The sequence below is a fragment of the Bradyrhizobium sp. UFLA06-24 genome (genome assembly GCF_054967145.1).
In genome coordinates this window covers 1-21,366 of record NZ_JADFUE010000026.1, presented here as the reverse complement: position 1 = coordinate 21,366, position 21,366 = coordinate 1, and the positions used below count along the sequence as shown (strand labels likewise).

23 protein-coding genes and 1 pseudogene are annotated in these 21,366 nt (G+C 64.2%); 7 read left to right on the top strand and 17 right to left on the bottom strand.

Annotated elements, in window-relative coordinates:
- Positions 1-61 precede the first annotated feature (61 nt).
- A complete protein-coding gene (locus IF809_RS21245) occupies positions 62-751 on the top strand; it encodes a YggS family pyridoxal phosphate-dependent enzyme (RefSeq protein WP_462838415.1) in 690 nt (229 codons plus the stop codon).
- Positions 752-894: 143 nt separating this feature from the next.
- Here IF809_RS21245 and IF809_RS21240 read toward each other — a convergent pair whose 3' ends face one another.
- Both IF809_RS21240 and IF809_RS21235 read right to left on the bottom strand, forming a co-directional pair.
- Positions 895-1,680, bottom strand: a complete 786-nt coding sequence (locus IF809_RS21240) for a 2-keto-4-pentenoate hydratase (RefSeq protein ID WP_462838414.1) — start codon at positions 1,678-1,680, stop codon at positions 895-897.
- A gap of 6 nt (positions 1,681-1,686) precedes the next feature.
- Positions 1,687-2,256: a L,D-transpeptidase family protein gene (locus IF809_RS21235; RefSeq protein ID WP_164938362.1), complete on the bottom strand. Its 570-nt coding sequence runs from the start codon at positions 2,254-2,256 to the stop codon at positions 1,687-1,689.
- A gap of 201 nt (positions 2,257-2,457) precedes the next feature.
- On the opposite strand from IF809_RS21235, the gene IF809_RS21230 reads away from it, so the two are divergent.
- A complete protein-coding gene (locus IF809_RS21230; protein ID WP_007598630.1) occupies positions 2,458-3,144 on the top strand; it encodes a response regulator transcription factor in 687 nt (228 codons plus the stop codon).
- A 60-nt stretch (positions 3,145-3,204) separates the two neighbouring features.
- On the top strand, positions 3,205-3,648 hold the full coding sequence (locus IF809_RS21225) for a cyclic nucleotide-binding domain-containing protein (RefSeq protein ID WP_128963248.1): 444 nt from the start codon (positions 3,205-3,207) through the stop codon (positions 3,646-3,648).
- A gap of 119 nt (positions 3,649-3,767) precedes the next feature.
- Here IF809_RS21225 and xth read toward each other — a convergent pair whose 3' ends face one another.
- From xth to IF809_RS21165, 12 genes are all read right to left on the bottom strand, one after another.
- Positions 3,768-4,583, bottom strand: coding sequence for an exodeoxyribonuclease III (gene xth / locus IF809_RS21220; RefSeq protein WP_462838413.1), 816 nt, complete (start codon positions 4,581-4,583; stop codon positions 3,768-3,770).
- A 149-nt stretch (positions 4,584-4,732) separates the two neighbouring features.
- Positions 4,733-5,488 carry an outer membrane lipoprotein carrier protein LolA gene (locus IF809_RS21215; protein ID WP_453983763.1) on the bottom strand — a complete coding sequence of 252 codons (756 nt, stop codon included), beginning with the start codon at positions 5,486-5,488 and terminating at the stop codon, positions 4,733-4,735.
- 152 nt (positions 5,489-5,640) lie between these two features.
- Positions 5,641-8,124, bottom strand: a complete 2,484-nt coding sequence (locus IF809_RS21210) for a DNA translocase FtsK (RefSeq protein ID WP_462838412.1) — start codon at positions 8,122-8,124, stop codon at positions 5,641-5,643.
- A 9-nt stretch (positions 8,125-8,133) separates the two neighbouring features.
- Positions 8,134-9,348, bottom strand: coding sequence for an aminotransferase class I/II-fold pyridoxal phosphate-dependent enzyme (locus IF809_RS21205; protein WP_462838411.1), 1,215 nt, complete (start codon positions 9,346-9,348; stop codon positions 8,134-8,136).
- Positions 9,349-9,575: 227 nt separating this feature from the next.
- Positions 9,576-9,980, bottom strand: coding sequence for a GFA family protein (locus tag IF809_RS21200; RefSeq protein WP_462838410.1), 405 nt, complete (start codon positions 9,978-9,980; stop codon positions 9,576-9,578).
- 209 nt (positions 9,981-10,189) lie between these two features.
- Positions 10,190-11,638 carry an ammonium transporter gene (locus tag IF809_RS21195; protein ID WP_453981245.1) on the bottom strand — a complete coding sequence of 483 codons (1,449 nt, stop codon included), beginning with the start codon at positions 11,636-11,638 and terminating at the stop codon, positions 10,190-10,192.
- A gap of 38 nt (positions 11,639-11,676) precedes the next feature.
- A complete protein-coding gene (locus tag IF809_RS21190; RefSeq protein WP_164938363.1) occupies positions 11,677-12,015 on the bottom strand; it encodes a P-II family nitrogen regulator in 339 nt (112 codons plus the stop codon).
- A 425-nt stretch (positions 12,016-12,440) separates the two neighbouring features.
- The gene (locus tag IF809_RS21185) at positions 12,441-13,043 is read right to left on the bottom strand and encodes an ATP-dependent Clp protease proteolytic subunit (protein ID WP_128963254.1); all 603 of its coding nucleotides are present in this window, start codon (positions 13,041-13,043) and stop codon (positions 12,441-12,443) included.
- 42 nt (positions 13,044-13,085) lie between these two features.
- Positions 13,086-13,442, bottom strand: a complete 357-nt coding sequence (locus IF809_RS21180; RefSeq protein ID WP_462838409.1) for an SRPBCC family protein — start codon at positions 13,440-13,442, stop codon at positions 13,086-13,088.
- On the bottom strand, positions 13,439-13,753 hold the full coding sequence (locus tag IF809_RS21175) for an ArsR/SmtB family transcription factor (protein WP_462838408.1): 315 nt from the start codon (positions 13,751-13,753) through the stop codon (positions 13,439-13,441). The genes IF809_RS21180 and IF809_RS21175 overlap by 4 nt, the downstream gene beginning before the upstream one ends.
- A 39-nt stretch (positions 13,754-13,792) precedes the next feature.
- Complete coding sequence (locus tag IF809_RS21170; RefSeq protein ID WP_462838407.1) at positions 13,793-15,094, bottom strand: ammonium transporter; 1,302 nt, start codon at positions 15,092-15,094, stop codon at positions 13,793-13,795.
- A gap of 131 nt (positions 15,095-15,225) precedes the next feature.
- Positions 15,226-15,564 (bottom strand): P-II family nitrogen regulator, encoded by a 339-nt coding sequence (locus tag IF809_RS21165; protein ID WP_128963258.1) that lies wholly within the window; start codon positions 15,562-15,564, stop codon positions 15,226-15,228.
- A 245-nt stretch (positions 15,565-15,809) separates the two neighbouring features.
- Here IF809_RS21165 and IF809_RS21160 point away from each other — a divergent pair, with 245 nt between their 5' ends.
- The 3 genes from IF809_RS21160 (at position 15,810) to IF809_RS21150 (ending at position 18,035) form a co-directional block, all read left to right on the top strand.
- Positions 15,810-16,700 (top strand): DUF4339 domain-containing protein, encoded by an 891-nt coding sequence (locus tag IF809_RS21160; RefSeq protein WP_462838406.1) that lies wholly within the window; start codon positions 15,810-15,812, stop codon positions 16,698-16,700.
- Between the two features lie 145 nt (positions 16,701-16,845).
- A complete protein-coding gene (locus IF809_RS21155) occupies positions 16,846-17,568 on the top strand; it encodes a DUF4339 domain-containing protein (protein WP_462838405.1) in 723 nt (240 codons plus the stop codon).
- Between the two features lie 92 nt (positions 17,569-17,660).
- Positions 17,661-18,035 carry a hypothetical protein gene (locus tag IF809_RS21150; protein ID WP_128963261.1) on the top strand — a complete coding sequence of 125 codons (375 nt, stop codon included), beginning with the start codon at positions 17,661-17,663 and terminating at the stop codon, positions 18,033-18,035.
- 2 nt (positions 18,036-18,037) lie between these two features.
- Here the strand turns inward: IF809_RS21150 and tesB are convergent.
- Positions 18,038-18,901, bottom strand: a pseudogene (tesB, locus tag IF809_RS21145) (acyl-CoA thioesterase II).
- Positions 18,902-19,052: 151 nt separating this feature from the next.
- Between tesB and IF809_RS21140 the strand changes: the two are divergent.
- Positions 19,053-20,273, top strand: coding sequence for a ubiquinone biosynthesis hydroxylase (locus tag IF809_RS21140; RefSeq protein WP_462838404.1), 1,221 nt, complete (start codon positions 19,053-19,055; stop codon positions 20,271-20,273).
- Positions 20,274-20,359: 86 nt separating this feature from the next.
- On the opposite strand, the gene IF809_RS21135 is transcribed toward IF809_RS21140, so the two are convergent.
- A complete protein-coding gene (locus IF809_RS21135) occupies positions 20,360-20,557 on the bottom strand; it encodes a Trm112 family protein (RefSeq protein ID WP_074117933.1) in 198 nt (65 codons plus the stop codon).
- 58 nt (positions 20,558-20,615) lie between these two features.
- Complete coding sequence (locus tag IF809_RS21130) at positions 20,616-21,146, bottom strand: TetR/AcrR family transcriptional regulator (protein ID WP_462838403.1); 531 nt, start codon at positions 21,144-21,146, stop codon at positions 20,616-20,618.
- Between the last annotated feature and the right edge of the window lie 220 nt (positions 21,147-21,366).

Sequence of the window (21,366 nt, the reverse complement as noted above, 5' to 3'; positions counted from 1 at the left end):
TCTTTCTTGAACTTGGTAAAATTGGAACTACCTCCGGTACTCGCATAGTTCGATCGACATCATGACAGACAATAACGCCGCGCCGGTAACCGGTCATTCACCAAACGCGCTTGCCGCGGTCGAGGCCGAGATTGCACGCGCCTGCAAGGATGCGCGGCGCGATCGCGCCTCGGTGACGCTGATCGCGGTGTCAAAGACTTTCGCTGCGGATGCAATTCTCCCGGTTATCGGCGCCGGACAGCGCGTATTCGGCGAGAATCGGGTGCAGGAGGCCAAAGGCAAGTGGCCGGCGTTAACAGCCGATTACCTTGACATCGCGCTGCATCTGATCGGACCACTGCAATCCAACAAGGCGAAAGAGGCGGTCGCGCTGTTCGATGCCATCCACTCGGTGGACCGACCGAGCATTTGCCAGGCGTTAGCCAAGGAAATCGAATCCCAGAACAGGCACCCGCAGCTCTTTGTCCAGATCAACACCGGCGAGGAGCCGCAGAAGGCCGGCGTTGCGCCCGGCGAGGCCGACGCCTTCCTGGCAAGCTGCCGCGACACCTATGGCCTGACGATATCAGGCCTGATGTGTATTCCCCCGGTGGACGAGCCGCCGGCTGCGCATTTCGCACTGACCGCCAAGATCGCGGCGCGCAACGGATTGACCAACCTCTCGATGGGCATGAGCGCGGATTATGCGACCGCGATTCTGTTGGGCGCCACCCATGTGCGCGTCGGAAGCGCGATCTTCGGGCATCGGTGAGTGCCGGCGGCGGACGCTCGCACGGCATCGGCTAGAGTTCGTCATTGCGAGCGAAGCGAAGCAATCCAGAATCTTTCCGTGGAGGCAGCCTGGATTGCTTCGTCGCAAGAGCTCCTCGCAATGACGGCGGAGTGTGAGGCCGCCTATTCAAATCTGACCGACACCTTCCCCAGCGCGCCGAAATCCGCCGCGAAATGATCGCCGGCCTGGATCGGCAGCGGCGGATGACAGGTGCCCGTCGTCACCACCTGCCCTGCCCGCAAGGTGATGCCGAGCCCGCGCAGCTCATTGGCAAGCCAGGCCAGCGCCATCAGGGGATCGCCGAGCACGTTCTTGCCGTGACCGACATAGCGCTCGCCGCGCAGCGTGATCTGCGGCCGCTCCTCGACGAGATCCATCGTGCGCCAGCTTGCGGAAGTGGCGGCACCAAGCACGAACAAATGTGCGCAGGCGTTGTCGGCGATCAGCTGCGCCTCGCCTGCGCCGGTGAAATCGGCGAAGCGCGAATCCGGAATCTCGATGGCCGGATGCAAGCTGTCGACCGCCGCAAGTACCTCGTCGACGCCAAAAGGCGTCGGTCGCGGCGCCAGATCGCGCGCCATGCGAAAGCAGAATTCGGGCTCGCCGACCCGCATTGCATTGCCCTTCATCGACGCGATACCGCCGTCGGCGATCACCGTGTCGCTCATGATGCGCCCGGCCAGCGGTCCCGTGACGTTGATGTGCTTCTGGCCGGCCTCGCTGGTCGCCGCGATCTTCCAGCCGAACAGTTTTCCGAACGACTGGTGTTCGAGCACGCCCTGCACGGCGTAACCATCCGCGCGGCTCTGCGGCCGCAGCCGCGTCTCCAGCGCATCGAGCTTGGTGCCGTCGCGCCAATGTCGAACGAGGACCTGCGAAGCGGCGTTGATCTGATCCTTGTCGAGCATCTGTCCTCACCCGATGATGATTCTTGTTCTTGGTCCTATCTGCCGCAGCAATTGCAGCATCGCCGCCTTGGTCATGGAGACGCAGCCCGCGGTCGGGCCGAAATTGTCGCGCGCCAGATGCAGGAAGACGGCGCTGCCGCGGCCGGCGACGCGCGGCCTGGCGTTGTGGTCGATTTCGATGATGAAGTCATAGAGATGATCGGCCCGTTTGAGCCGATCGCCGCCCTCGCCCTTCCCGCGCCGGATCCACTGGTTGTAGTGGCGATCGCCGGGGTCTTCGCACCAGGCATCCGTGTCGCCAATGGTCCGCGCCGGCAGAAAGGTCCGGGGCCGGCTGTGCCGGTCGCCCCGCCACCACAATCGCCTGGGACGAAAACAGCCTCTCGGGGTACCGCCGTCGCCCTCGCGCTTGTTGGCCAGAATGCCGCCGCGGCCGAGCGCCACCGGGATCGTCAAATGGCCGACCGTCAGCCAGCCCCGGCGCGGATTCCCTGCGGCAGGCTTAACGCGGATCGCGGACAGCGGTCCCGGCCCTCGATTCCTGGTATAACTCACTGACACAGCTTTATTTTTCATGTGAACGCGCGATGCCGAATTCATTACAGGACATTCATCAATGCGCCCTGCTATTCTGGGTTAGAGTAATTCCGGCTTGTGAATCGGTAACAGCCCACTACTTCAACACGAACAACAATAAAAACAGCGACCCCTAAACTTCCCATCACGGCTGGGTGCGGCATGCCCGCGCGCCCGTCCGACCCAAAAGGATGATCCCCCATGGCCAATGCCCGCAAGATCCTGATCGTGGATGACGATACCGATCTGCGCGATACGTTGGTGGAGCAATTATCGCTACACGAAGAATTTGAAGCCTCCGCCGTCGATACCGGCGCCAAGGGCGCGAGCGCCGCAAAGGCCAACGCCCCCGATCTGGTCCTGATGGATGTCGGCCTTCCCGACACCGACGGCCGCGAGGTGGTCCGCTCCTTGCGCAAAGGCGGCTTCAAGGCGCCGATCATCATGCTGACGGGGCACGACACCGATTCCGACACGATTTTGGGCCTGGAATCGGGGGCCAACGACTATGTCGCAAAGCCGTTCCGCTTTGCCGTGCTGCTGGCCCGCATCCGCGCCCAGCTTCGCCAGCACGAAGCCAGCGAGGACGCGGTGTTCTCGGTCGGCCCCTACTCCTTCCGTCCCGGCTCCAAGATGCTGACCGCGGCCAATGCCCGCAAGGTCCGCCTCACCGAGAAGGAAACCGCAATCCTGCGCTTCCTCTACCGGGCCGGCCAGATGCCGGTGTCGCGCGAGACCCTGCTCCAGGAGGTCTGGGGCTACAATTCCGGCGTCACCACCCACACGCTGGAAACCCACATCTACCGCCTCCGCCAGAAGATCGAGAAGGACGCCGCCAACCCGGAGATCCTGGTAACGGAAGCCGGTGGCTACAAGCTGGTGCCGTGATACGTTCCGGATGCGCGCGATTCGTCGTAAATCAGCGCGTTCCACGAACCTCGGACCGGAATGTCAATCGACGACGACGTAGCGCTGCTCGAGCGTGTCCCGACACTGCGCCTGTTGGGAGACGCCTCGTTGCGCATGCTGGCGATCGGCTCCGAGCAGCGCGACTTCGTCCGCGGCGACATCCTGTTCAATCTCGGCGACGATGCCGATGCCGGCTTCGTGGTCCAGCGCGGCGCCTTCCGTGTCGATGACGGCGCGGGCGCCGAGATGATCGCCGGCCCCGGCACGCTGATCGGCGAGCTTGCGCTGGTCGTGCCGATGAAGCGGCCGTCGAGCGCGGTCGCGCTGGAGCATTCCTCCGTCATCCGCGTCGCGCGCAGCCTGTTTCAGCGCGTGCTCGAAAGCGATCCTGCCGCCGCGGTCCGCCTGCGCGACGAATTCGCCATCCGCTCCAGCCAGATCGCCAGCGATATCCTGATGGCCGGTTCGAAGCTGAGTACGTAACCTCCCCACCCGTCATTCCGGGGCGCGACGAAGTCGCGAACCCGGAATCCATTCATCCACCAACTTTGCCGCCTGATGGATTCCGGGCTCGCGCTACGCCCGCCCCGGAATGACGAGAGTTACACGTCCAGCGTCACCGTCACAGGCACGTGATCCGACGGCCGTTCCCAGCTGCGGGCATCGCGCAGAATCCTGAAATCCTGCACCGCATCCTTCAGCGCGCGCGAGACCCAGATGTGGTCGAGCCTGCGGCCGCGATCACCGACGGTCCAGTCGGCGGAGCGGTAGCTCCACCAAGTGTAGACCTTTTCCGACATCGGGATGCGGTCGCGCGCGACGTCGACCCATTCGCCGGCTTCGAGCGCGGCCTTCAGCTTTTCGGTTTCTATGGGCGTGTGCGAGACGACTTTCAGAAGCTGCTTGTGCGACCACACGTCGTTCTCGTGCGGCGCGACGTTGAGATCGCCGACCAGGATGTGTCTGTCATCACCGCGCGGATGCAGCGGCTCGCAGGCCTTCATCTCGTCGAGGAAGCGAAGCTTATGGTCGAACTTCTGGTTCAGCGCGGGATCGGGAATGTCGCCGCCGGCCGGCACGTAGAAATTATGCAGCACCAGCGGCTTTGCGATTGTGGCCTTCTCGCCGAACGACACCGAAATATGGCGCGAATCCACCTTGTCGCAGAAGGTGCGGATGTCAGTCGATTCGAACGGGATCTTCGAGACGATGGCGACGCCGTGATAGCCCTTCTGTCCGTTCAGCGCGACGTGCTCGTAACCGAGCCGCTTGAAGCGCTTCAGCGGAAAGGCGTCGTCGATGCATTTGGTTTCCTGCAGACACAGCACGTCCGGCCGCGCACTCTTGAGAAATTTCGCGACCAGGTCGATGCGCAGCCGCACCGAATTGATGTTCCAGGTTGTCAGGGAAAGACGCATGAGAATGGCGTCTTAGCATGGATTGACGGGGGCGGAATGCTTGTCCACAGGGGCGGTGCTGCAGGGTGGGCAAAGTGAAGCGTGCCCACGATGTCTAGATGGTGGGCACGGCGCAAGTGCGCCTTTGCCACCCTACGGCAGTCGAGCGCTTAGCCCGGCGCCGGGCCGTAATTGGTGAAATCGATCTTGAACATGCTGGGATCGAGCTTCTTGCCCGCATCGAGATTGTAGACCGCGACCGTGGTGTCGTAGCCCTGCGGGTCGGTGACGGTCCATTGCTTCAGCTGGCCGTCCTTGGCGCCGATCATCAGCAGCAGGCGGCTGGTGCCGACCAGCGCCTGCTTCTCTTCGATGGTGACACTGATGAAGAGATCGTCGGAGGTGACGTTGACGACGTTGGTGTCCTTCATCAGGTCGATGCGGTCCGACAGCAGGAAGCGCAGCGGCGTCTGCGACAGCGGGTAGACGTCCTGCGTCGCGAGCTTGCGGTCGCGGACCACGACCGACGATCCGTCGGCGATGATGTCGATCGGGCTCGGCGGGTCATATTCGAAGCGGAGCTTGCCCGGCTTCTGGATGTAGAAATCGCCCTGCGTCTTGCTGCCGTCGGGGCCGACCTGGACGAAATTCCCGACCAGCGTCGACAGCGACGACAGATAGGCGCTGACCTTGGCCGCCTGCGCCTTCTGCTTGTCGTCGAAAGTCTGGAAGATGCTGCTCGGCACGTTCCGGCGCGGATCGGGAATCACCGGATTCGGCGGCGCCTGCGTCGCACCGGTGATCGCCGGCCCTCCCGAGGGCTGAGCATTGTCGCGGCCCTTCGGTGCAGGCTTCGGCACGGGGACGTTCTGTGCAAACGACGCTGCGGTCACCATCATGGCGGTGACGAGAAGCACGCCCGCCACGCGCGCGCCGCGCGCAGCGAAAGAGGCCGCGAATCGAATGTCCGGATGTCTGGTCAACGCGTCGTCCTGTGTGGCTGGGCGCCGTTTTAGCGTGATTTCGGGCAAAAGCGGAGATCGATTTTGCGTGAAAATGTCATTCGAGGCGTGCTGCCTCACATGTGGCTGTCTTCTTCCTCGACCAGAATCTCGCGTTTGCCGGCGTGATTGGCGGGTCCGACGATGCCTTCCAGTTCCATGCGCTCCATCAGCGATGCCGCGCGGTTATAGCCGATTTGCAGGCGGCGCTGGATGTAGCTGGTCGAGGCCTTGCGGTCGCGCTTGACGATCGCCACGGCCTGCTGGAACAGGTCGCCGCCGCCATCTGCGCCCATGCCACTGGCGTCGAACACCGCGCCACCATCCTCGTCCTCGCTCGGCTCTTCGGCCGTGACGGCCTCGAGATATTCGGGCTGGCCCTGCGTCTTGAGGTGGCGCACCACCTTCTCGACTTCCTCGTCCGAGGCGAAAGGTCCGTGCACGCGGCTGATGCGGCCGCCGCCGGCCATGTAGAGCATGTCGCCCTGGCCGAGCAGCTGCTCGGCACCCATCTCGCCTAGAATGGTGCGGCTGTCGATTTTCGAGGTGACCTGGAAGGCGATACGGGTCGGGAAGTTCGCCTTGATGGTGCCGGTGATGACGTCAACCGACGGGCGCTGTGTCGCGAGAATCACATGCAGGCCGGCGGCGCGCGCCATCTGTGCGAGGCGCTGCACCGCGCCTTCGATGTCCTTGCCGGCCACCATCATCAGGTCGGCCATTTCGTCGACGATGATGACGATGTAGGGCAGCGGATCGAGCGAGAGCTTCTCTTCCTCGTAGATCGCCTTGCCGGTTTCCTTGTCGAAGCCGGTGTGCACCGTGCGCGTCGGCTCTTCGCCCTTGGCTTTCAGCTCGAGCAGGCGCGTGTTGTAGCCGTCGATGTTGCGCACGCCGAGCTTGGCCATGTTCTTGTAGCGCTCTTCCATCTCGCGCACCGCCCATTTCAGCGCGACCACCGCCTTCTTCGGATCGGTCACGACGGGCGTGAGCAGATGGGGAATTCCGTCATAGACGGAGAGTTCGAGCATCTTGGGATCGACCATGATCAGGCGGCACTGGTCCGGGCGCAGCCGGTAGACCAGACTGAGGATCATGGTGTTGATCGCGACGGACTTACCGGAGCCGGTGGTACCGGCAATCAGCATGTGCGGCGTGCGCGCGAGGTCGATGATGACGGGGTCGCCGCCGATGGTCTTGCCGAGGCAGAGCGGCAATTTCGCCACCGTGTCGGTGGCTTCCTTCGCCACCAGCAATTCGCGCAAGTAGACCTTTTCGCGATGTGCGTTCGGCAGCTCGATGCCGATGGCGTTGCGGCCGGGAACGACGGCAACGCGTGCCGACAGGGCGCTCATCGAGCGCGCGATGTCGTCGGCGAGGCCGATCACGCGGGAGGATTTGATGCCCGGCGCCGGCTCCAGCTCGTACAGCGTGACGACGGGGCCCGGATTGGCTTTCACGATCTCGCCGCGCACGCCGAAATCCTGCAGCACGCCCTCGAGCGAGCGCGAGTTGGTTTCGAGCTCGGCCTTGCTGAGCGGCTGACGGTCGCCGGCCTTCGGCGCCGCCAGCATGGAGACGGAGGGAAGATCGAACTTGTCGGAGCCCTTCTTGGCCGCCGGCTTCGGCGCAGCCTTCTTGCGCGATGCGCGCGCGGGCGCCTCTTCCTCTTCCTCCTCCTCTTCTTCTTCGACCTCTTCGTGCTCGTCCTCGTAATCTTCGTCCTTGGACTGCGGTGAGATCGAAGGCGCGGCGCGGCCGCCGCCGAGATTGGGTTCCTGCCGGCTGAATGCGACAGCCTTGGCCTTCGGTCCGCTCGAGACCAGCGAACGATAGGCCGCGCCGAACAGCCAGATGAGCCGCGCCTTGGTGCTCATCAGCGCGTGGAACAGCCAGCCTAGCGATACCGAGCCGTGATCGCTGTCCTCGTCGTCCTCGAGCGGCTTGTCGTCCTCCTCGATGTCAGCGAGCTCGTCGTCATGCTCGCGCGCGCCGAGACCGCAGGCGATCAGGAACGTCGCAGCCAGCGCGACGAACAGGATCGCGCCGAGCACCAGGCGATAGATCACGCCTGGCGGTCCGAAGATCACAGCGGGGGCGCGCACCAGCGCATCGCCGACCACGCCGCCGAGCCCGGTCGGCAGCGGCCAGGCGCCGCCATGCGGCCAGCAGCTGACAAAACCCGCCGCGATCACGGTGCAGAGGATCCAGCAGCCGAGCCGCAGCGCCTCGCGATCGAACGGGCGATGGGTCATCATGCGCCAGCCCCACACTGCGACGGTGAGGATCAGCATGATCGCGCCGAGCCCGAGGATCTGCATGGCGAGGTCGGCGCCGATCGCGCCGGCATAACCGAGAATGTTGCGGATCGGGCGCGAGGTGGCGTGGCTGAGGCTCGGGTCCTGCACCGACCAGGTCATCAGCGCGGCGGAGGCGAGGCCGGCCAGCGCGATCAGGCCGAGGCCGGTGAGCTCGCGCATGCGCCGCGCCAGACCCTCCCGGATCGAGGGCGGCAGATGGCCGACCAGGGGAATGACACGCTCGATTGCCGACATGCTCATGGGCCCCGCCTAACCCAGAGTTTCGACCAGCCGGTGCAGCGCCTGCGCCGTGGTCTCGCTATCCTGCACCAGCGCCAGCCTGATGTAGCCGGCACCGGGGTTGAAGCCGTCGGGCTGTTGCCGCGCCAAAAAGCTGCCGGGCACCACGCGCACGCCTGCTCCCTTGAAGAGTTTCAGCGTCACCGACACGTCGTCGCCGATCCCGGACGTGTTGAGCCAGACGCAGAAGCCGGCATCGGGCCGGCGATAGCCATAACGATTGCCGATGATCTGGTCGGCGAGATCGAACTTGATCCGGTAGAGCCTGCGGTTCTCCTCGACATGCGCTTCGTCGCCATAGGCAACGGTCGCGACATGCTGGAGCGGTACCGGCACCTGCGGGGCCGCGATGTTGCGCAGCTCCAGGAACATGCCGATGAATCTCTTGTCGCCGGCGGCGAAGCCGACGCGCAGGCCCGGCAGGTTGGAGCGCTTCGACAGCGATTGGAATGCAGCCACGCGGGTGAAATCGGCCCCCGCACATTCGAGCGCGCTGCCCGGCGCCTCGCGGGTGTAGATCTCCGAGTAGCACTCGTCGCTGAGGATCATAAAGCCGTGCCGATCGGCGAGCTGCTTCAACCGCGTGAAGTAATCACGCGTAGCGACCGAGCCCTGCGGATTGGCGGGCGAGGCCAGATAGAATGCGACCGTGCGCGCCAGCGTCGCTTCGTCGATGGCGTCGAGATCAGGCAGGAAGCCGTTGTCGACTGTGGTCGGCAGATGCACCGGCTCGCAAGCCGCTGCGAGAGCGCCGGCGCCATAGACCGGATAGAACGGGTTCGGCATCAGGATGGCGGGCTTGCCGGGACGCGGGCCGACATAGCGCGCAGCCGCCATCGCGGCAAGGAACAGCCCTTCGCGGCTGCCATTGAGGACGAGAATCTCGCTCTTGGGATCCAGCGCGCGCGGCAGTTTGAAGCGCGACGACAGCCAGGCGCTTGCCGCGTTCCTGAACGGCTCGGTGCCCTGGTTCATCGGGTAACGGCCGAAATCGGCGATGTGCTTGGCCAGCACCGGGCCGACGAAGTCAGGCACCGGATGCTGCGGCTCGCCGACTGCGAGCGAAATCAAGGGCTTGCCGGGTTGATGCGGCGCCAGCAGCTCGTTCAGCCGGACAAAGGGCGAGCGTTCGTTATTGGAGCTTCCACTGGCCTGCGGCGCACGGGATGAAGCGGTCATGACCATTCTGGGCGCCAGTACTCTCGGAACGGCCGGTCGCGCGCGGGCGCCGGCGGGAAAGCGGTTCAGTTCACCATAGATAGGGCGAGGTTAAGACGCGATTAACCATCGGCCGGCCGGCCCGTCCAGAGCGTGAATAACGAGCCCGGATAACAAGGGATTCGAGCTGCGCCCGAGTGCCCGTCATGGCCCGGCTTGTCCCGGCCATGACCAATTCGGCCCATGTCGGACCTTCAGCGCCCCGGCAGTTTCTCGAATGTCTTCATGCCCGCGGGGATCGTGTGGAAGTCCCGCATGTCGCAGGTGTAGATCGCCATCTGCGGCCGGAACTGGTCCGGCTCGTCCAGCGTGCCGACCTTGACCACGGTCGCCGGCAGTCCCGGAACCTTGGTGACCAGATGCGTGCCGCACTCGGCGCAGAATTCGCGCGTCACGGCGCGTTCGAGGTCCTTGCGGGTGAACTGCTTGGGCTGCCCCGTGATGTAGGTGAACCCGGCCGCCGGCATCGCGATGAAGGTGTTGGGCCCGCCGCCCGAGATGTACTGGCACTCGCGGCAGTGACATTGGGCCTGCATCATCGGATCGCCCTCGGCAACGTAGCGAACTTCGCCGCAATAGCATCCGCCTTCCAAACGCATGACGACCTCCCGTTTTATTGTTCGTTGTGGTCGGTATTTCTGCGCCGGCGATCCGGAATGGCAATCCCCTTTCTTTGGAGCGCCGGGCAAAAAGAAAGGGGCTCCAGCTTGCGCTGGAGCCCCTCAACGGTCGGGGCATTGCCGGGTATGTGCCCGAACCGTAGGAGTGGACGCGATCCCCGAGGAGAGATCGCGCCCGGGAGGAGAGGTTACATATTGTAGGCGCGTTCGGTGTGGTCGGTGATGTCGAGGCCTTCACGCTCGCTCTCGACATTGGCGCGCAGGCCAACGATCACGTCGACGACCTTGTAGAGGATCGCCGAACCGACGCCCGACCACACCAGCGTGGTGCAGACGGCTTCGATCTGGGAGATCATCTGCGCGGCGAAGTCGTAATCGGCAACCTTGGGCGGGATCGCGGTGTAGTCGATGATGCCAGCACCACCGAGAGCCGGATTGACCAGGATGCCGGTGCCGAGGGCGCCGACGATGCCGCCGATGCAGTGCACGCCGAACACGTCGAGCGAGTCGTCGTAGCCGAGCGCGTTCTTCACGACGGTGCAGAAGAACAGGCAGACCACGCCGACCACGAGACCGAGGACGATCGCACCCATCACGCCGGAGAAGCCGGCGGCAGGCGTGACGGCCACGAGGCCCGCGACAGCGCCGGAGATGACGCCCAGCACCGACGGATGACCCTTCACGATCCACTCCGCGAACATCCACGACAGCGCAGCGGCGGCGGTGGCGACGAAGGAGTTGGTCATGGCGAGCGCAGCGCCGCCGTTGGCCTCTAAGTTGGAGCCGGCGTTGAAGCCGAACCAGCCGACCCAGAGCAGCGAGGCGCCGATCATCGACATGGTCAGCGAGTGCGGAGCCATCAGCTCCTTGCCGTAGCCGACGCGCTTGCCGATCAACAGAGCGCCGACGAGGCCGGCGATGCCGGCATTGATGTGCACCACGGTGCCGCCGGCGAAGTCGATCGCGCCCTTCTTGAAGATCCAGCCGGCGTCGGCGTTGATCTCGTCGAGCTTGGCCTGAGCCGCGGTCTTCGCCGCCGCGTCAGTCGCAGCAGCCAGGGCCTTGGCCGCGTCCTGGATCGCGTCCGGGCCGGGCCAGTACCAGACCATGTGCGCGATCGGGAAGTAGATCAGCGTGACCCAGAGCGGGATGAACAGTGCGATCGCCGAGAACTTCATGCGCTCGGCGAAGGCGCCGACGATGAGGGCGGGCGTGATCGCCGCGAAGGTCATCTGGAAGCACATATAGACGAGCTCCGAGATGTTGGCGTCGACCGAGAAGGTCGCGGCCTTCGAGTCGGTGGTGACGCCCATCATGAACGCCTTCGAGAAGCCGCCGATGAAGTCGGAACCGCCGGTGAAGGCGAGGCTGTAGCCGTACACGGCCCAGATCACGGTGACGACGCAGACGGTGTAGAACACCTGCATCAGCACCGAGAGCATGTTCTTGGAACGAACGAGGCCGCCGTAGAACAGCGCGAGACCCGGGATCGTCATCAACAGCACGAGCACTGTCGATGTCAGCATCCAGGCGTTATCCCCCTTGTTGACCGTTGGCTCGGCATAGGCTGCGGTCGCAGCGAACAGGCCGACTGCGAGAGCCGCCAATCCCGCGCCATAGGGACGCTTAAACGTCATTTCATTTACTCCTGATTGAATTTTGGTTGAGCGCGAAATCAAAGGGCCGCGGCGTCGGCCTCACCGGTGCGGATGCGGACCGCGTGGTCGAGGTTGATGACGAAGATCTTGCCGTCGCCGATCTGACCGGTTTTCGCGGCGGACGTGATGGCGTCGATGGTCTTGTCGACCTGCTCGGAGGCGATAGCGACTTCGATCTTGATCTTGGGCAGAAAGCTCACGGCATATTCGGCGCCGCGGTAGATTTCCGTATGGCCTTTCTGCCGGCCATAGCCCTTGACTTCCGTCACCGTGAGACCGTGAACGCCAATGGCGGTCAGGGCGTCACGGACTTCTTCCAGCTTGAATGGCTTGATAATCGCCATAACAATTTTCATGGGTCCTATCCCCGCTTGGGCCCGGTCCGGACGTGGCCGGGCGTTTCTCGACTGGTTCGCCACGAGGGAGAAAGATTCACTACGCGGGCACAGCCGGGCCCTTAGAATCAAATGCCGTGCCAGATCGGACGGCTTGCCTAATGGACTATGAAAACGGGGGTTTTCGCGTTTGACGGGTATTGCGCTGCACTGCGCCATTACGTCGCGCTCAATACGTGATCAGCCCTGATTAAAATCAGGGCAGCAACAGCCTGCCGACACAATGTTGCTCATGTGCCGGGCAGTAGAAGGTACTGCAATACAGTTCGATCCGAGAGATATCGAACCCGTCGCGCCCGCTGCTCATGGCATGCGCGCAAGGCGGCGACCGGGTTGCGCCGCCGGCTCTGGCAAAAGCACTCCGGCCGAGGGCCGCTATGGCATCTTCAGGCGGCCTCGCGCTCTGCGAAAACCCGGTCGATCAAGCCCCACTCGACGCCCTGCTGCGCGGTCATGAAATGGTCGCGGTCCAGCGTCCGTTCGACCTCCTCTTCGGTCCGTCCGCAATGTTGCGCATAGAGGCGGATGATGCGCCGCTTGGTTTCCTGCATCTCGTTGGCATGGATCAGGATGTCGGTGGCCTGGCCCTGAAAGCCACCGAGCGGCTGATGCACGTGAAGGCTCGCATTGGGCAAAGCGGCCCGGTGACCGGGCTCGCCCGCCATCAGCAGGAACGAGCCCATCGAGCGCGCGGTGCCCATGCACAGCGTATGCACCGGCGCCTTGATGAACTGCATGGTGTCGTACATCGCGAGGCCGGAGGTGATCACGCCGCCATAGGAATTGATGTAGAGATTGATCGGCCTGTTGGGGTTCTCCGCCTCCAGGAACAGGAGCTGCGCGCAGACGAGGCCCGACATCGCATCATTGACCTCGCCGTTGAGAAAGATGATGCGCTCGCGCAGCAGCCGCGAATAGATGTCGAACGATCGCTCGCCGCGCGCGGATTGTTCGACGACCATAGGGACGAGCTGAAGCATGTCGCGCATCGGCGACCTCCATGTCTTTGAGGTGATGACGTCGTGTGAGTGTCAGGCCGCCGCGCGCATCAGGCAGCAATTGCTGTTGGCCGGCTGCGGCAGTCTTGCGCCGATCTCGCAGGCTTGCTGAATGATGCGAAAGCGCGTGCCGCCCGACACGTTCGGCTCGATCCGGAAGATGACGTGGCTTTCACGAAACGGCGGCTCGGAATCGCGCATCCGGTAGCGCACCTCTTCGCCGGGGACCGATGTTTCAGGCTCGGCCCCGGCAAGATCGCAGTCCGGAAGCCAGCGCTCGCGCAACTCGGGAATGGTGACGGCACGCCAGACTTTTGCCGGCGGTGCGTCGAATTCGAATTCGAGCACGAGCTTTGCGTCGGGGCGGTCAGGCTTTGCGGCGTCGCTCATTGATCCATATCCTTCAAGAGATCGGCGAGTGCTTCCATGCGCTTCGGCCAATAGGCGCGATAGCGCGCAAGCCATGCCCCGATGGCGGCGATTCCGTCCGGATCGACTTCGTAATTCACAAAGCGGCCCTGCCGCTGCTCGCGCACAAGGCCTGCCGCGCGCAGCACCGAAAGGTGCTGCGACATCGCCGGCTGGCTGATCTCCAATCCGTCGCGCAAGGCGCTGGCGTTCTGGCTTCCGCCCGCCAGCCTCTCAAAGACAGTGCGGCGCGTCGGATCTGCCAGCGCTTTGAAGATGTCGGCTTCGATCATGGCAACACATAAGCACGTGCTTATGTGTTGCGCAAGCCCTTACTGCAGCGCCTCGCCGTGCTGCGAGATATCGAGCCCCTCGAGCTCGTGCTCGCGCGAGACGCGCAAGGGCACGAACAGGCCGACCAGCTTGAGCAGGACGAAGCTCACGCCCGCCGACCAGACGAAGGTGACGGCGATCCCGTAAAGCTGGATCAGCAATTGCTGCGGATGGCCTTCGAGCAGGCCGGCAGTGCCGCCGATCGCGCTGGTGGCGAACACGCCGGCGAGCAGCGTGCCGGTCAGCCCGCCGATGCCGTGGACGCCGAACACGTCGAGCGAATCGTCGTAGTTGAAACGGTGCTTCAGCCAGGTGCAGGCCCAGTAGCAGATCCCGCCCGCGGCGATGCCGATGACGATGCCGTGCCACGGCGCAACGAAGCCCGAGGCCGGCGTGATGGTGCCGAGCCCGGCCACCGCGCCCGAGATCATGCCGAGCACGGACGGCTTGCGCCGCGCCGACCATTCGATCGCGCCCCAGGTCAGCGCGCCCGAGCACGCTGCAAGATGCGTCGCGATGATCGCCATCACCGCGCGCGAATTGGCAGCGCCGGCCGAGCCGCCGTTGAAACCGAACCAGCCGACCCACAACAGGCCGGTGCCCATCACCGCCAGCGAGAGATCGAACGGAGAAAGATTCTCGGTGCCGTAGCCGTGACGCCGCCCCATCACCTTCGCGGCGACAAGGCCGCCTGTGCCGGCCGACAAATGCACGACGAGGCCGCCGGCGAAATCCAGCACGCCCATGCTGTTGAGGAAGCCGCCGCCCCACACCCAATGCGCCAGCGGAATATAGACGAAGATGAACCAGGCGACCGAGAACAGGAGATAGGCGGAGAACCGCATCCGGTCGGCCACCGAGCCTGCGACCAGCGCCACCGTGATGATCGCGAACGTCATCTGATAGAGCATGAACAGCGCTTCCGGGATCGTCTTCGCCGCCGGATTGATGCTGTCCATGGTCATGCCGGCCAGGAACCAGCGGTCGAGCGTGCCGAGCCAGGGGCCGTCACCGACGAAGCACAGCGAATAGCCGAACGCGACCCAGAGGATCGAGATCAGCGTCACTGCGGCGAGGCTCTGCGCCATGGTCGCGAGCACGTTCTTCTTGCGCACCATGCCGGAGTAGAACAGCGCAAGCCCCGGGATCGTCATCATCAGCACCAGCGCGGTGGCGACGATCATCCAGGCGGTGTCGGCCGTGTTGATGTCGGAGGCCGCGGCTTGCGCCGGCGCGGCCATCATCAACACGAACCCGACCGGCGCAGCCATCGCGGCTACGCGGCGCAACAAACCTGCCATGTCATTTCCCCCCGGCATCGTGGTGGCTTTGCACGCGATGGCGTCCAGGCCCGGTGCAATCGAAGAAGGAGCGATGCGTTTCGAGCGCAGTGGATACCGGTTCGCGTGACGAAAACGCGTCAAACAGAGTTTCAGAGTGCGTCGCTGTCGGTTTCGCCGGTGCGAATGCGCAGCGCATGGTCGATCGGCGTCACGAAGATCTTGCCGTCGCCGATCTGGCCGGTGCGGGCGCTTGCGGTGATCACACCCACGGCCTTGTCGGCGACGTCGGAGGCGACCGCGATCTCGATCCGCAGCTTCGGCAGGAAGTTCACGACATATTCCGCCCCGCGATAGATCTCGGTGTGACCCTTCTGGCGGCCATAGCCCTTTACCTCGGTCACGGTCATGCCGTGGACGCCGATCGCCGTCAGGGCCTGGCGGACCTCATCGAGCTTGAAGGGTTTGATGATCGCGACGACGAGTTTCATGGTCAGGCCTATTCCCCGGGATGCGCCGCGCCGCATGTCCCCGGCGCTGCGTCAATCTGGCATCTTTCCGGGCAAATGGCACAAAAAACTTGCACATTGAAGCGGAAAAACGTTTGGCCAAGGGCGCTCGTGTGAACGGCTGCCTCTGTACAGGGCGTCAGTTCATCTATCACAATGCATTTTTCGCATGGATGCGGTGAACCCGCGCCGGCCGAACGGTACATAAGTATTTTGGGGGACGCATCATGGCGAGTTGGTTCTATGCATCCGAGGGCAAGCAGCAGGGGCCCTATCCGGAGGGGCAATTCCGCGACCTGATCGCGCAAGGGATCGTGCGTTCCGAGACGCTGGTGTGGACCGAGGGCATGGCCGGCTGGCAGAAGGCAGCCGAAATCCCGGGCCTGATCTCGGCTGGCGGCATGCCGCCGATCATCCAGGCCGGTGGTCCGCCGATGATGGGCGGCGCTGGTTATGCAGCCAGCGGGAGCGCTGCCGGCGGTTCGCTGTCGGTCGATTTCGGCATCTGGGATTTTACCTGGCGCACGCTGGTGATGGCCATCGGTTCCTGCTTCGTCATCCCGGCGCCCTGGCTGTTCGTCTGGTACACGAAATGGCTCGTGCCCTGCGTCAAGGTTCCGGGACGGCCGAACCTGTCCTTCACCGGCAGCGCGATGGCGATCGTGCCCTGGTTCTTCGGCTTCATCGTGCTGGCGATTGTCATCGGCTATGTCGGCAGCCAGTTGCTGAGCAATCTCCTGTTCATCGCCCAGCTCGTTCTCTATTGGCTCCTGATCAAATGGATGATCGCGAACCTCGCCTCCAATGGTCAGCCGCTGGGCTTGAGCTTCACCGGATCGGTCTGGGCCTATATAGGCTGGAATCTGCTGTTTGCGATCTCGGTCATCACCATCATCGGCTGGGCATGGGTGGCCGCAGCTCAGACGCGCTGGTTCTGCCGCAGCATCGAGGGCACGCGCCGTGAACTCGTGTTCAAGGGCAGCGGTCTCGAAATCCTCTGGCGTGGCATCGTCGCCGCCATCCTGTGCAGCCTCATCATCCCGATCCCGTGGGTCTATCGCTGGATCATGAACTGGTTCGCCTCGCAGATCGAGCTCGCGCCGCGCGGTTCGCTGTAACCACGATCAGAACGTCTCGAGCGCGAGGGACTCGCGCTTGAGATCATCAGCTCCGCCGCTCGCGCAACGAGCGTTCCTGCGCAACGGAGCCGGCCGGCATGCCGTCGAGCTTGAAGATCGCGCCGCGTCCCCGCGCGGCGCCGATATGTTCGCATTATCGACGGAAGGCGCGTCCATTGCGCTTGTACAGCCCCGGCCTGTTGCCCTAGGTTGGTTCCATTGCAAGGTACAACTCTTTTGGGGGATCGCAGTGGGCGATATTTCAAATCCACCTCCGGGTGGCGCGGGACGTTCTGTGGTTCAGCCGCCGCGTAGCGCGCCAAGCTCCGACGTACCGCCACATCCGCTCGACGCCGAATGGCACATTCACATCAACGGGCAGACTTACGGGCCGTATAACGGGCACCGCATTGACGAATTCATCAAGGAGGGACGCGTCGACGGCGCAACCCAGGTGTTGCCGGTTGGAAGCGAGAACTGGATGCCCGCCTCGCAGGACCGCTACCTCTCGTCCCTGTTCAGGCCGACCAAGCAAGCTGCTCCTCCGCCGATCAATGCCGCGGCGGGTGCAACCGTCGTGCACGTGGTCAATCAGATGAATCCCGCGGTTCTTCTCGACGATTCCGGAGCGTTCGGGGCGAAGTCGCCCGGCGTCGCGCTGCTGCTGTCGTTCCTGATCTGCGGTGCAGGGCAGATGTATTGCGGCCGTGTCGGCAAGGGCGTGTTGATGCTGATCGGATGCATCGCCCTTTGGATCGTTTTCCTAGGCTGGACAATCTGGATCTGGTCGATGATCGACGCCTACGCGACGGCGAAAGACATGAACCTCCGCTATCTCCGCCGACTTCAGGCCGGTCAGCCGGTATGACCAACGCGCTGCATCGGCCGCGGGTTCGAACGTGTCCTTCGTGCGGATCGGCGGTCAACAGCGGCGCGCTGACCTGCAATTCATGCGGCGGCGTGATAGCAGTCGAAAACGTCCTCAGCCGCTTGAAGCAGGAATTCCGCTACCAAGCGGAGAGGATCGGCTGGTCGATCCGCGATCCCGAGATTCTGATCTGGGTTCTGGCGGTCTTTCCGATTCTGATTCTGCCGCCGCTGCTGGCACTCTTCATGAGCATGAGGTCGTCGAGACCGTCGCTGTCGGACGGTCCGGCTTCGAAATCCAACCAGAGCCTGTTCGTCGCGATCGTCGCGGTCTGCAACATCGTTCTCAGCATCATGTTCTGGCGCTGGCTCAGCGAGCTCTCGCTGTCGGGACTTTCGATCGGAATGCTGCTGAGATCGCTCGGATTCAACGTGCACTCGCCAGCAAGTCCGGCGGGCCAGATCTGATATCAGCTCCGCCGCTCGCGCACGGAGCCTTCTTGCGCCACGGAGGCGACCAGCGTGCCGTCGGGCTTGAAGATCGAGCCGCGGGTCAGGCCGCGGCCGCCGCGCGCGCTCGGTGAATCCTGCGCGTAGAGCAGCCATTCGTCGGCGCGGAACGGGCGGTGAAACCACATCGCGTGGTCGAGGCTCGCCGGCATCATCCGCTTGTCGAACAGCGTGCGGCCATAGCGCGCCATGATGGCATCGAGCAGCGAGAAGTCCGACGCATAGGCCAGCGCGCACATGTGCAGCGCCGGGTCGTCAGGCAGGGTCGCCGCCGTCTTGATCCAGACATGGATGCGACCGTCCTCGATCTTCTGGCCGAAATAGCGGCCGAGCTCGACCGGACGCAGCTCGATCGGCCGATCGGATTCGTAATAGCGGCGGATGAACTCGGGCATCTCGCGGAACATCGGCTGCTTCGCCACCTCCTCCGCCGTGAGCTTCTCCGGCGGCGGCACGTCGGGCATCTTGTCCTGGTGGTCGAACGCGCTCTCCTCCTCGGCGTGGAACGACACCATGATCGAGAAGATGGCGTTGCCGTGCTGGATCGCGGTGACACGGCGCGTCGAATAGCTCTTGCCGTCGCGCAGGCGCTCGACCTAGTAGATGATCGGGATCTGCGGATCGCCCGGCAGGATGAAATAGCAGTGCAGCGAATGCGGCAGCCGGCCCTCGACCGTGCGGCACGCCGCCACCATCGCCTGTCCGATCACCTGGCCGCCGAACACCCGCTGCCAGCTCGTCTTCGGGCTGTTGCCGCGGAACAAATTCACCTCGAGCTGCTCGAGGTCGAGGATCGAAATCAGGTCGATCAGGCTTTTGGACATCGTGGTGCTTTCTTGCGGTCACGCCGGCGCGAATACTCGCCCCGGAATGGCACATGAGCAGGTCTTTGGGCCGTTCCGCCCTTGTTTCACCGCACTGTTTCGCCCACCTCAAGTCTGCTAGCAAGGCCAAGAATTGATCGGGAAGCTTGGTATGTCGGTACAGGGTCACATTGTCATTGGCGGCGGCGCGTTTGCGGGCCTGGCGCTGGCGCTCGCGTTGCGTCAGGGGCTGGGACCCGAGATTCCCGTCATCGTCGCCGACCCCGCGCTCGCCACGCGGCCGAGCCGCGATCCCCGCGCGACCGCGATCGTCGCGGCCTGCCGCCGCCTGTTCGAGGCGCTCGGCGCCTGGGATGACGTCAAGGGCGAGGCGCAGCCGATCCTCGACATGGTCGTCACCGATTCCAAGCTGGAGGACGCGACGCGTCCGGTGTTCCTGAACTTCGCCGGCGATGTCGCGCCCGGCGAGCCCTTCGCGCATATGGTCGAGAACCGCCGCCTGATCGATGCGCTGCTCGCTCGCGCCGAGGCTGAAGGCATCGATCTCCGCGCCACGACCGTGTCGTCTTACGACGCGCGTGCCGAGAGCATCGACGTCACGCTGGGCGATGGCAGCGTCATCGCGGCGAGTTTGCTGGTCGCGGCCGACGGCGCCAAGTCGAAGCTGCGCGAGCGCGCCGGCATCGCCACCCATGGCTGGGACTACGATCAATCCGGCATCGTCGTCACGGTCGGCCATGAGCGCGATCATGAGGGCCGCGCCGAAGAGCATTTTCTGCCCGCAGGTCCGTTCGCGATCCTGCCGCTCACGGGAAAGCGCTCTTCGCTGGTATGGACCGAGCGTCGCAGTGAAGCCGCGCGCATCATCGCGCTTAGCGACGAGGAGTTTCACGGCGAGCTCGAGCAGCGTTTTGGTTTACATCTCGGCGAGATCAAAGCGCTCGACAAGCCGCGCGCGTTCCCGCTGTCCTATTTCGTCGCGCGCTCCTTCATCGCCGAGCGCCTCGCGCTGGTCGGCGATTCCGCGCATGTCATTCACCCGATCGCGGGACAGGGCCTCAACATGGGGCTGAAGGATGTCGCGGCGCTGGCCGAAGTCGTGGTCGATGCGGCGCGGCTCGGCATGGATCTCGGCGGCGCGGATGTGCTGGAGCGCTACCAGCGCTGGCGCCGCTTCGACACCATGGCGATGGGCGTTGCCACCAACTCGCTGAACTTCCTGTTCTCGAACCAGTCGACGCTGCTGCGCACGGTGCGCGATATCGGCCTCGGCCTCGTCGACCGCACGCCGCCGCTGAAGAACCTCTTCATCCGCCAGGCCGCCGGCCTCACGGGCGAAATCCCGCGGCTGCTGAAGGGCGAGGCGCTGTAGGCCAAGCTGACGCTCCAACCTCCGCGCGTCGTCCCGGCCTACGCCGGGACGACGCGAGAGTGTAGCGCGTCATCGCGCAACAACCCTCAATCGATCTTCCGCGCCTCTTCCGGCAGCATGATCGGAATGCCGTCTCGGATCGGATAAGCGAGCTTGGCGCTCCGGGAGATCAGCTCCTGCCTGGCGGAGTCGAATTCCAGCGGGCCCTTGGTCAGCGGGCAGACCAGGATCTCCAGCAGTTTCGGATCGACGCTGTTTTCGGGACGTTCGGTCGGCGCGTTCATGAGGGTCTCCGGCAATCGGCTGGCTGTAGCATAGAAAAATGCCGCCGCCCATGATGGGCTACGCGGAGAGCATGTCGAGGATCTCGTCGAGCAGGCCCTGAAGTCGCGCCGGTGGCACCGGCGTGCCCGACAGCGCGAAGCCGAGAAACGTCCAGTATAGGAGCTGCGCGCGCGCCCGGGCGGTCGCCGCGGAGAAACCGCGGCGCTGCAGCAGCGCCTCGATATAATCGAGCCTGCGGCGATCGATGGCGCGGACCGCCGTTTGCGCCGCAGGATCGAACGCCCCCCAGTTGCGCACCGCGCGCTCCAGGTCGAGCCGGGCGCCAAAGCTCCTGCGCAGCAGCGCCTTCAGCGGCTCGTCGCCACCGCCTTCGACGCCGGCGATGATCTCCTCGGCCGCGACCTCGCGCCAGCGCTTCAGCACGGCCGCGTGGAACGCGCCGAGATCGGCAAAATGCCAGTAGAAGCTTCCGCGGGAGATGCCCATTGCCTTGGCCAAGGGATCGGCCTTCAGCGCCGTGAAGCCGCTCCTGGCGAGCGCCTTGAGTCCCTGTTTGATCCAGTCGTCGGCGGAGAGCTGCTCGGTCATGTCAGGTCCCGAAATCTCACCATACACTAGTGTATTGACAGGCGGCTGGCCAGCATCTATCCCACCATACATAGATGTATGGAGGCGTCGATGCGTGATCTCTTGCTCCAGGGCGCCGGACTCGGGGCCGTCATCGTGGCGCTCATCCACGGCATCCTCGGCGAGACCAAGGTCTTTCCCCGCGCCCGCATCGAGCCGGAGCGGCTCCGCACCCTGATCC

What these genes read in the sequence shown, in the direction of transcription:
- IF809_RS21245 (WP_462838415.1), top strand. Translation starts at nt 62, where the DNA reads ATGACAGACAATAACGCCGCGCCGGTAACCGGTCATTCACCAAACGCG.
- IF809_RS21240 (WP_462838414.1), bottom strand. Translation starts at nt 1,680, where the DNA reads ATGCTCGACAAGGATCAGATCAACGCCGCTTCGCAGGTCCTCGTTCGA.
- IF809_RS21235 (WP_164938362.1), bottom strand. Translation starts at nt 2,256, where the DNA reads ATGAAAAATAAAGCTGTGTCAGTGAGTTATACCAGGAATCGAGGGCCG.
- IF809_RS21230 (WP_007598630.1), top strand. Translation starts at nt 2,458, where the DNA reads ATGGCCAATGCCCGCAAGATCCTGATCGTGGATGACGATACCGATCTG.
- IF809_RS21225 (WP_128963248.1), top strand. Translation starts at nt 3,205, where the DNA reads ATGTCAATCGACGACGACGTAGCGCTGCTCGAGCGTGTCCCGACACTG.
- xth (WP_462838413.1), bottom strand. Translation starts at nt 4,583, where the DNA reads ATGCGTCTTTCCCTGACAACCTGGAACATCAATTCGGTGCGGCTGCGC.
- IF809_RS21210 (WP_462838412.1), bottom strand. Translation starts at nt 8,124, where the DNA reads ATGAGCATGTCGGCAATCGAGCGTGTCATTCCCCTGGTCGGCCATCTG.
- IF809_RS21205 (WP_462838411.1), bottom strand. Translation starts at nt 9,348, where the DNA reads ATGGTCATGACCGCTTCATCCCGTGCGCCGCAGGCCAGTGGAAGCTCC.
- IF809_RS21200 (WP_462838410.1), bottom strand. Translation starts at nt 9,980, where the DNA reads ATGCGTTTGGAAGGCGGATGCTATTGCGGCGAAGTTCGCTACGTTGCC.
- IF809_RS21195 (WP_453981245.1), bottom strand. Translation starts at nt 11,638, where the DNA reads ATGACGTTTAAGCGTCCCTATGGCGCGGGATTGGCGGCTCTCGCAGTC.
- IF809_RS21190 (WP_164938363.1), bottom strand. Translation starts at nt 12,015, where the DNA reads ATGAAAATTGTTATGGCGATTATCAAGCCATTCAAGCTGGAAGAAGTC.
- IF809_RS21185 (WP_128963254.1), bottom strand. Translation starts at nt 13,043, where the DNA reads ATGCGCGACATGCTTCAGCTCGTCCCTATGGTCGTCGAACAATCCGCG.
- IF809_RS21180 (WP_462838409.1), bottom strand. Translation starts at nt 13,442, where the DNA reads ATGAGCGACGCCGCAAAGCCTGACCGCCCCGACGCAAAGCTCGTGCTC.
- IF809_RS21175 (WP_462838408.1), bottom strand. Translation starts at nt 13,753, where the DNA reads ATGATCGAAGCCGACATCTTCAAAGCGCTGGCAGATCCGACGCGCCGC.
- IF809_RS21170 (WP_462838407.1), bottom strand. Translation starts at nt 15,094, where the DNA reads ATGGCAGGTTTGTTGCGCCGCGTAGCCGCGATGGCTGCGCCGGTCGGG.
- IF809_RS21165 (WP_128963258.1), bottom strand. Translation starts at nt 15,564, where the DNA reads ATGAAACTCGTCGTCGCGATCATCAAACCCTTCAAGCTCGATGAGGTC.
- IF809_RS21160 (WP_462838406.1), top strand. Translation starts at nt 15,810, where the DNA reads ATGGCGAGTTGGTTCTATGCATCCGAGGGCAAGCAGCAGGGGCCCTAT.
- IF809_RS21155 (WP_462838405.1), top strand. Translation starts at nt 16,846, where the DNA reads ATGTTCGCATTATCGACGGAAGGCGCGTCCATTGCGCTTGTACAGCCC.
- IF809_RS21140 (WP_462838404.1), top strand. Translation starts at nt 19,053, where the DNA reads ATGTCGGTACAGGGTCACATTGTCATTGGCGGCGGCGCGTTTGCGGGC.
- IF809_RS21135 (WP_074117933.1), bottom strand. Translation starts at nt 20,557, where the DNA reads ATGAACGCGCCGACCGAACGTCCCGAAAACAGCGTCGATCCGAAACTG.
- IF809_RS21130 (WP_462838403.1), bottom strand. Translation starts at nt 21,146, where the DNA reads ATGACCGAGCAGCTCTCCGCCGACGACTGGATCAAACAGGGACTCAAG.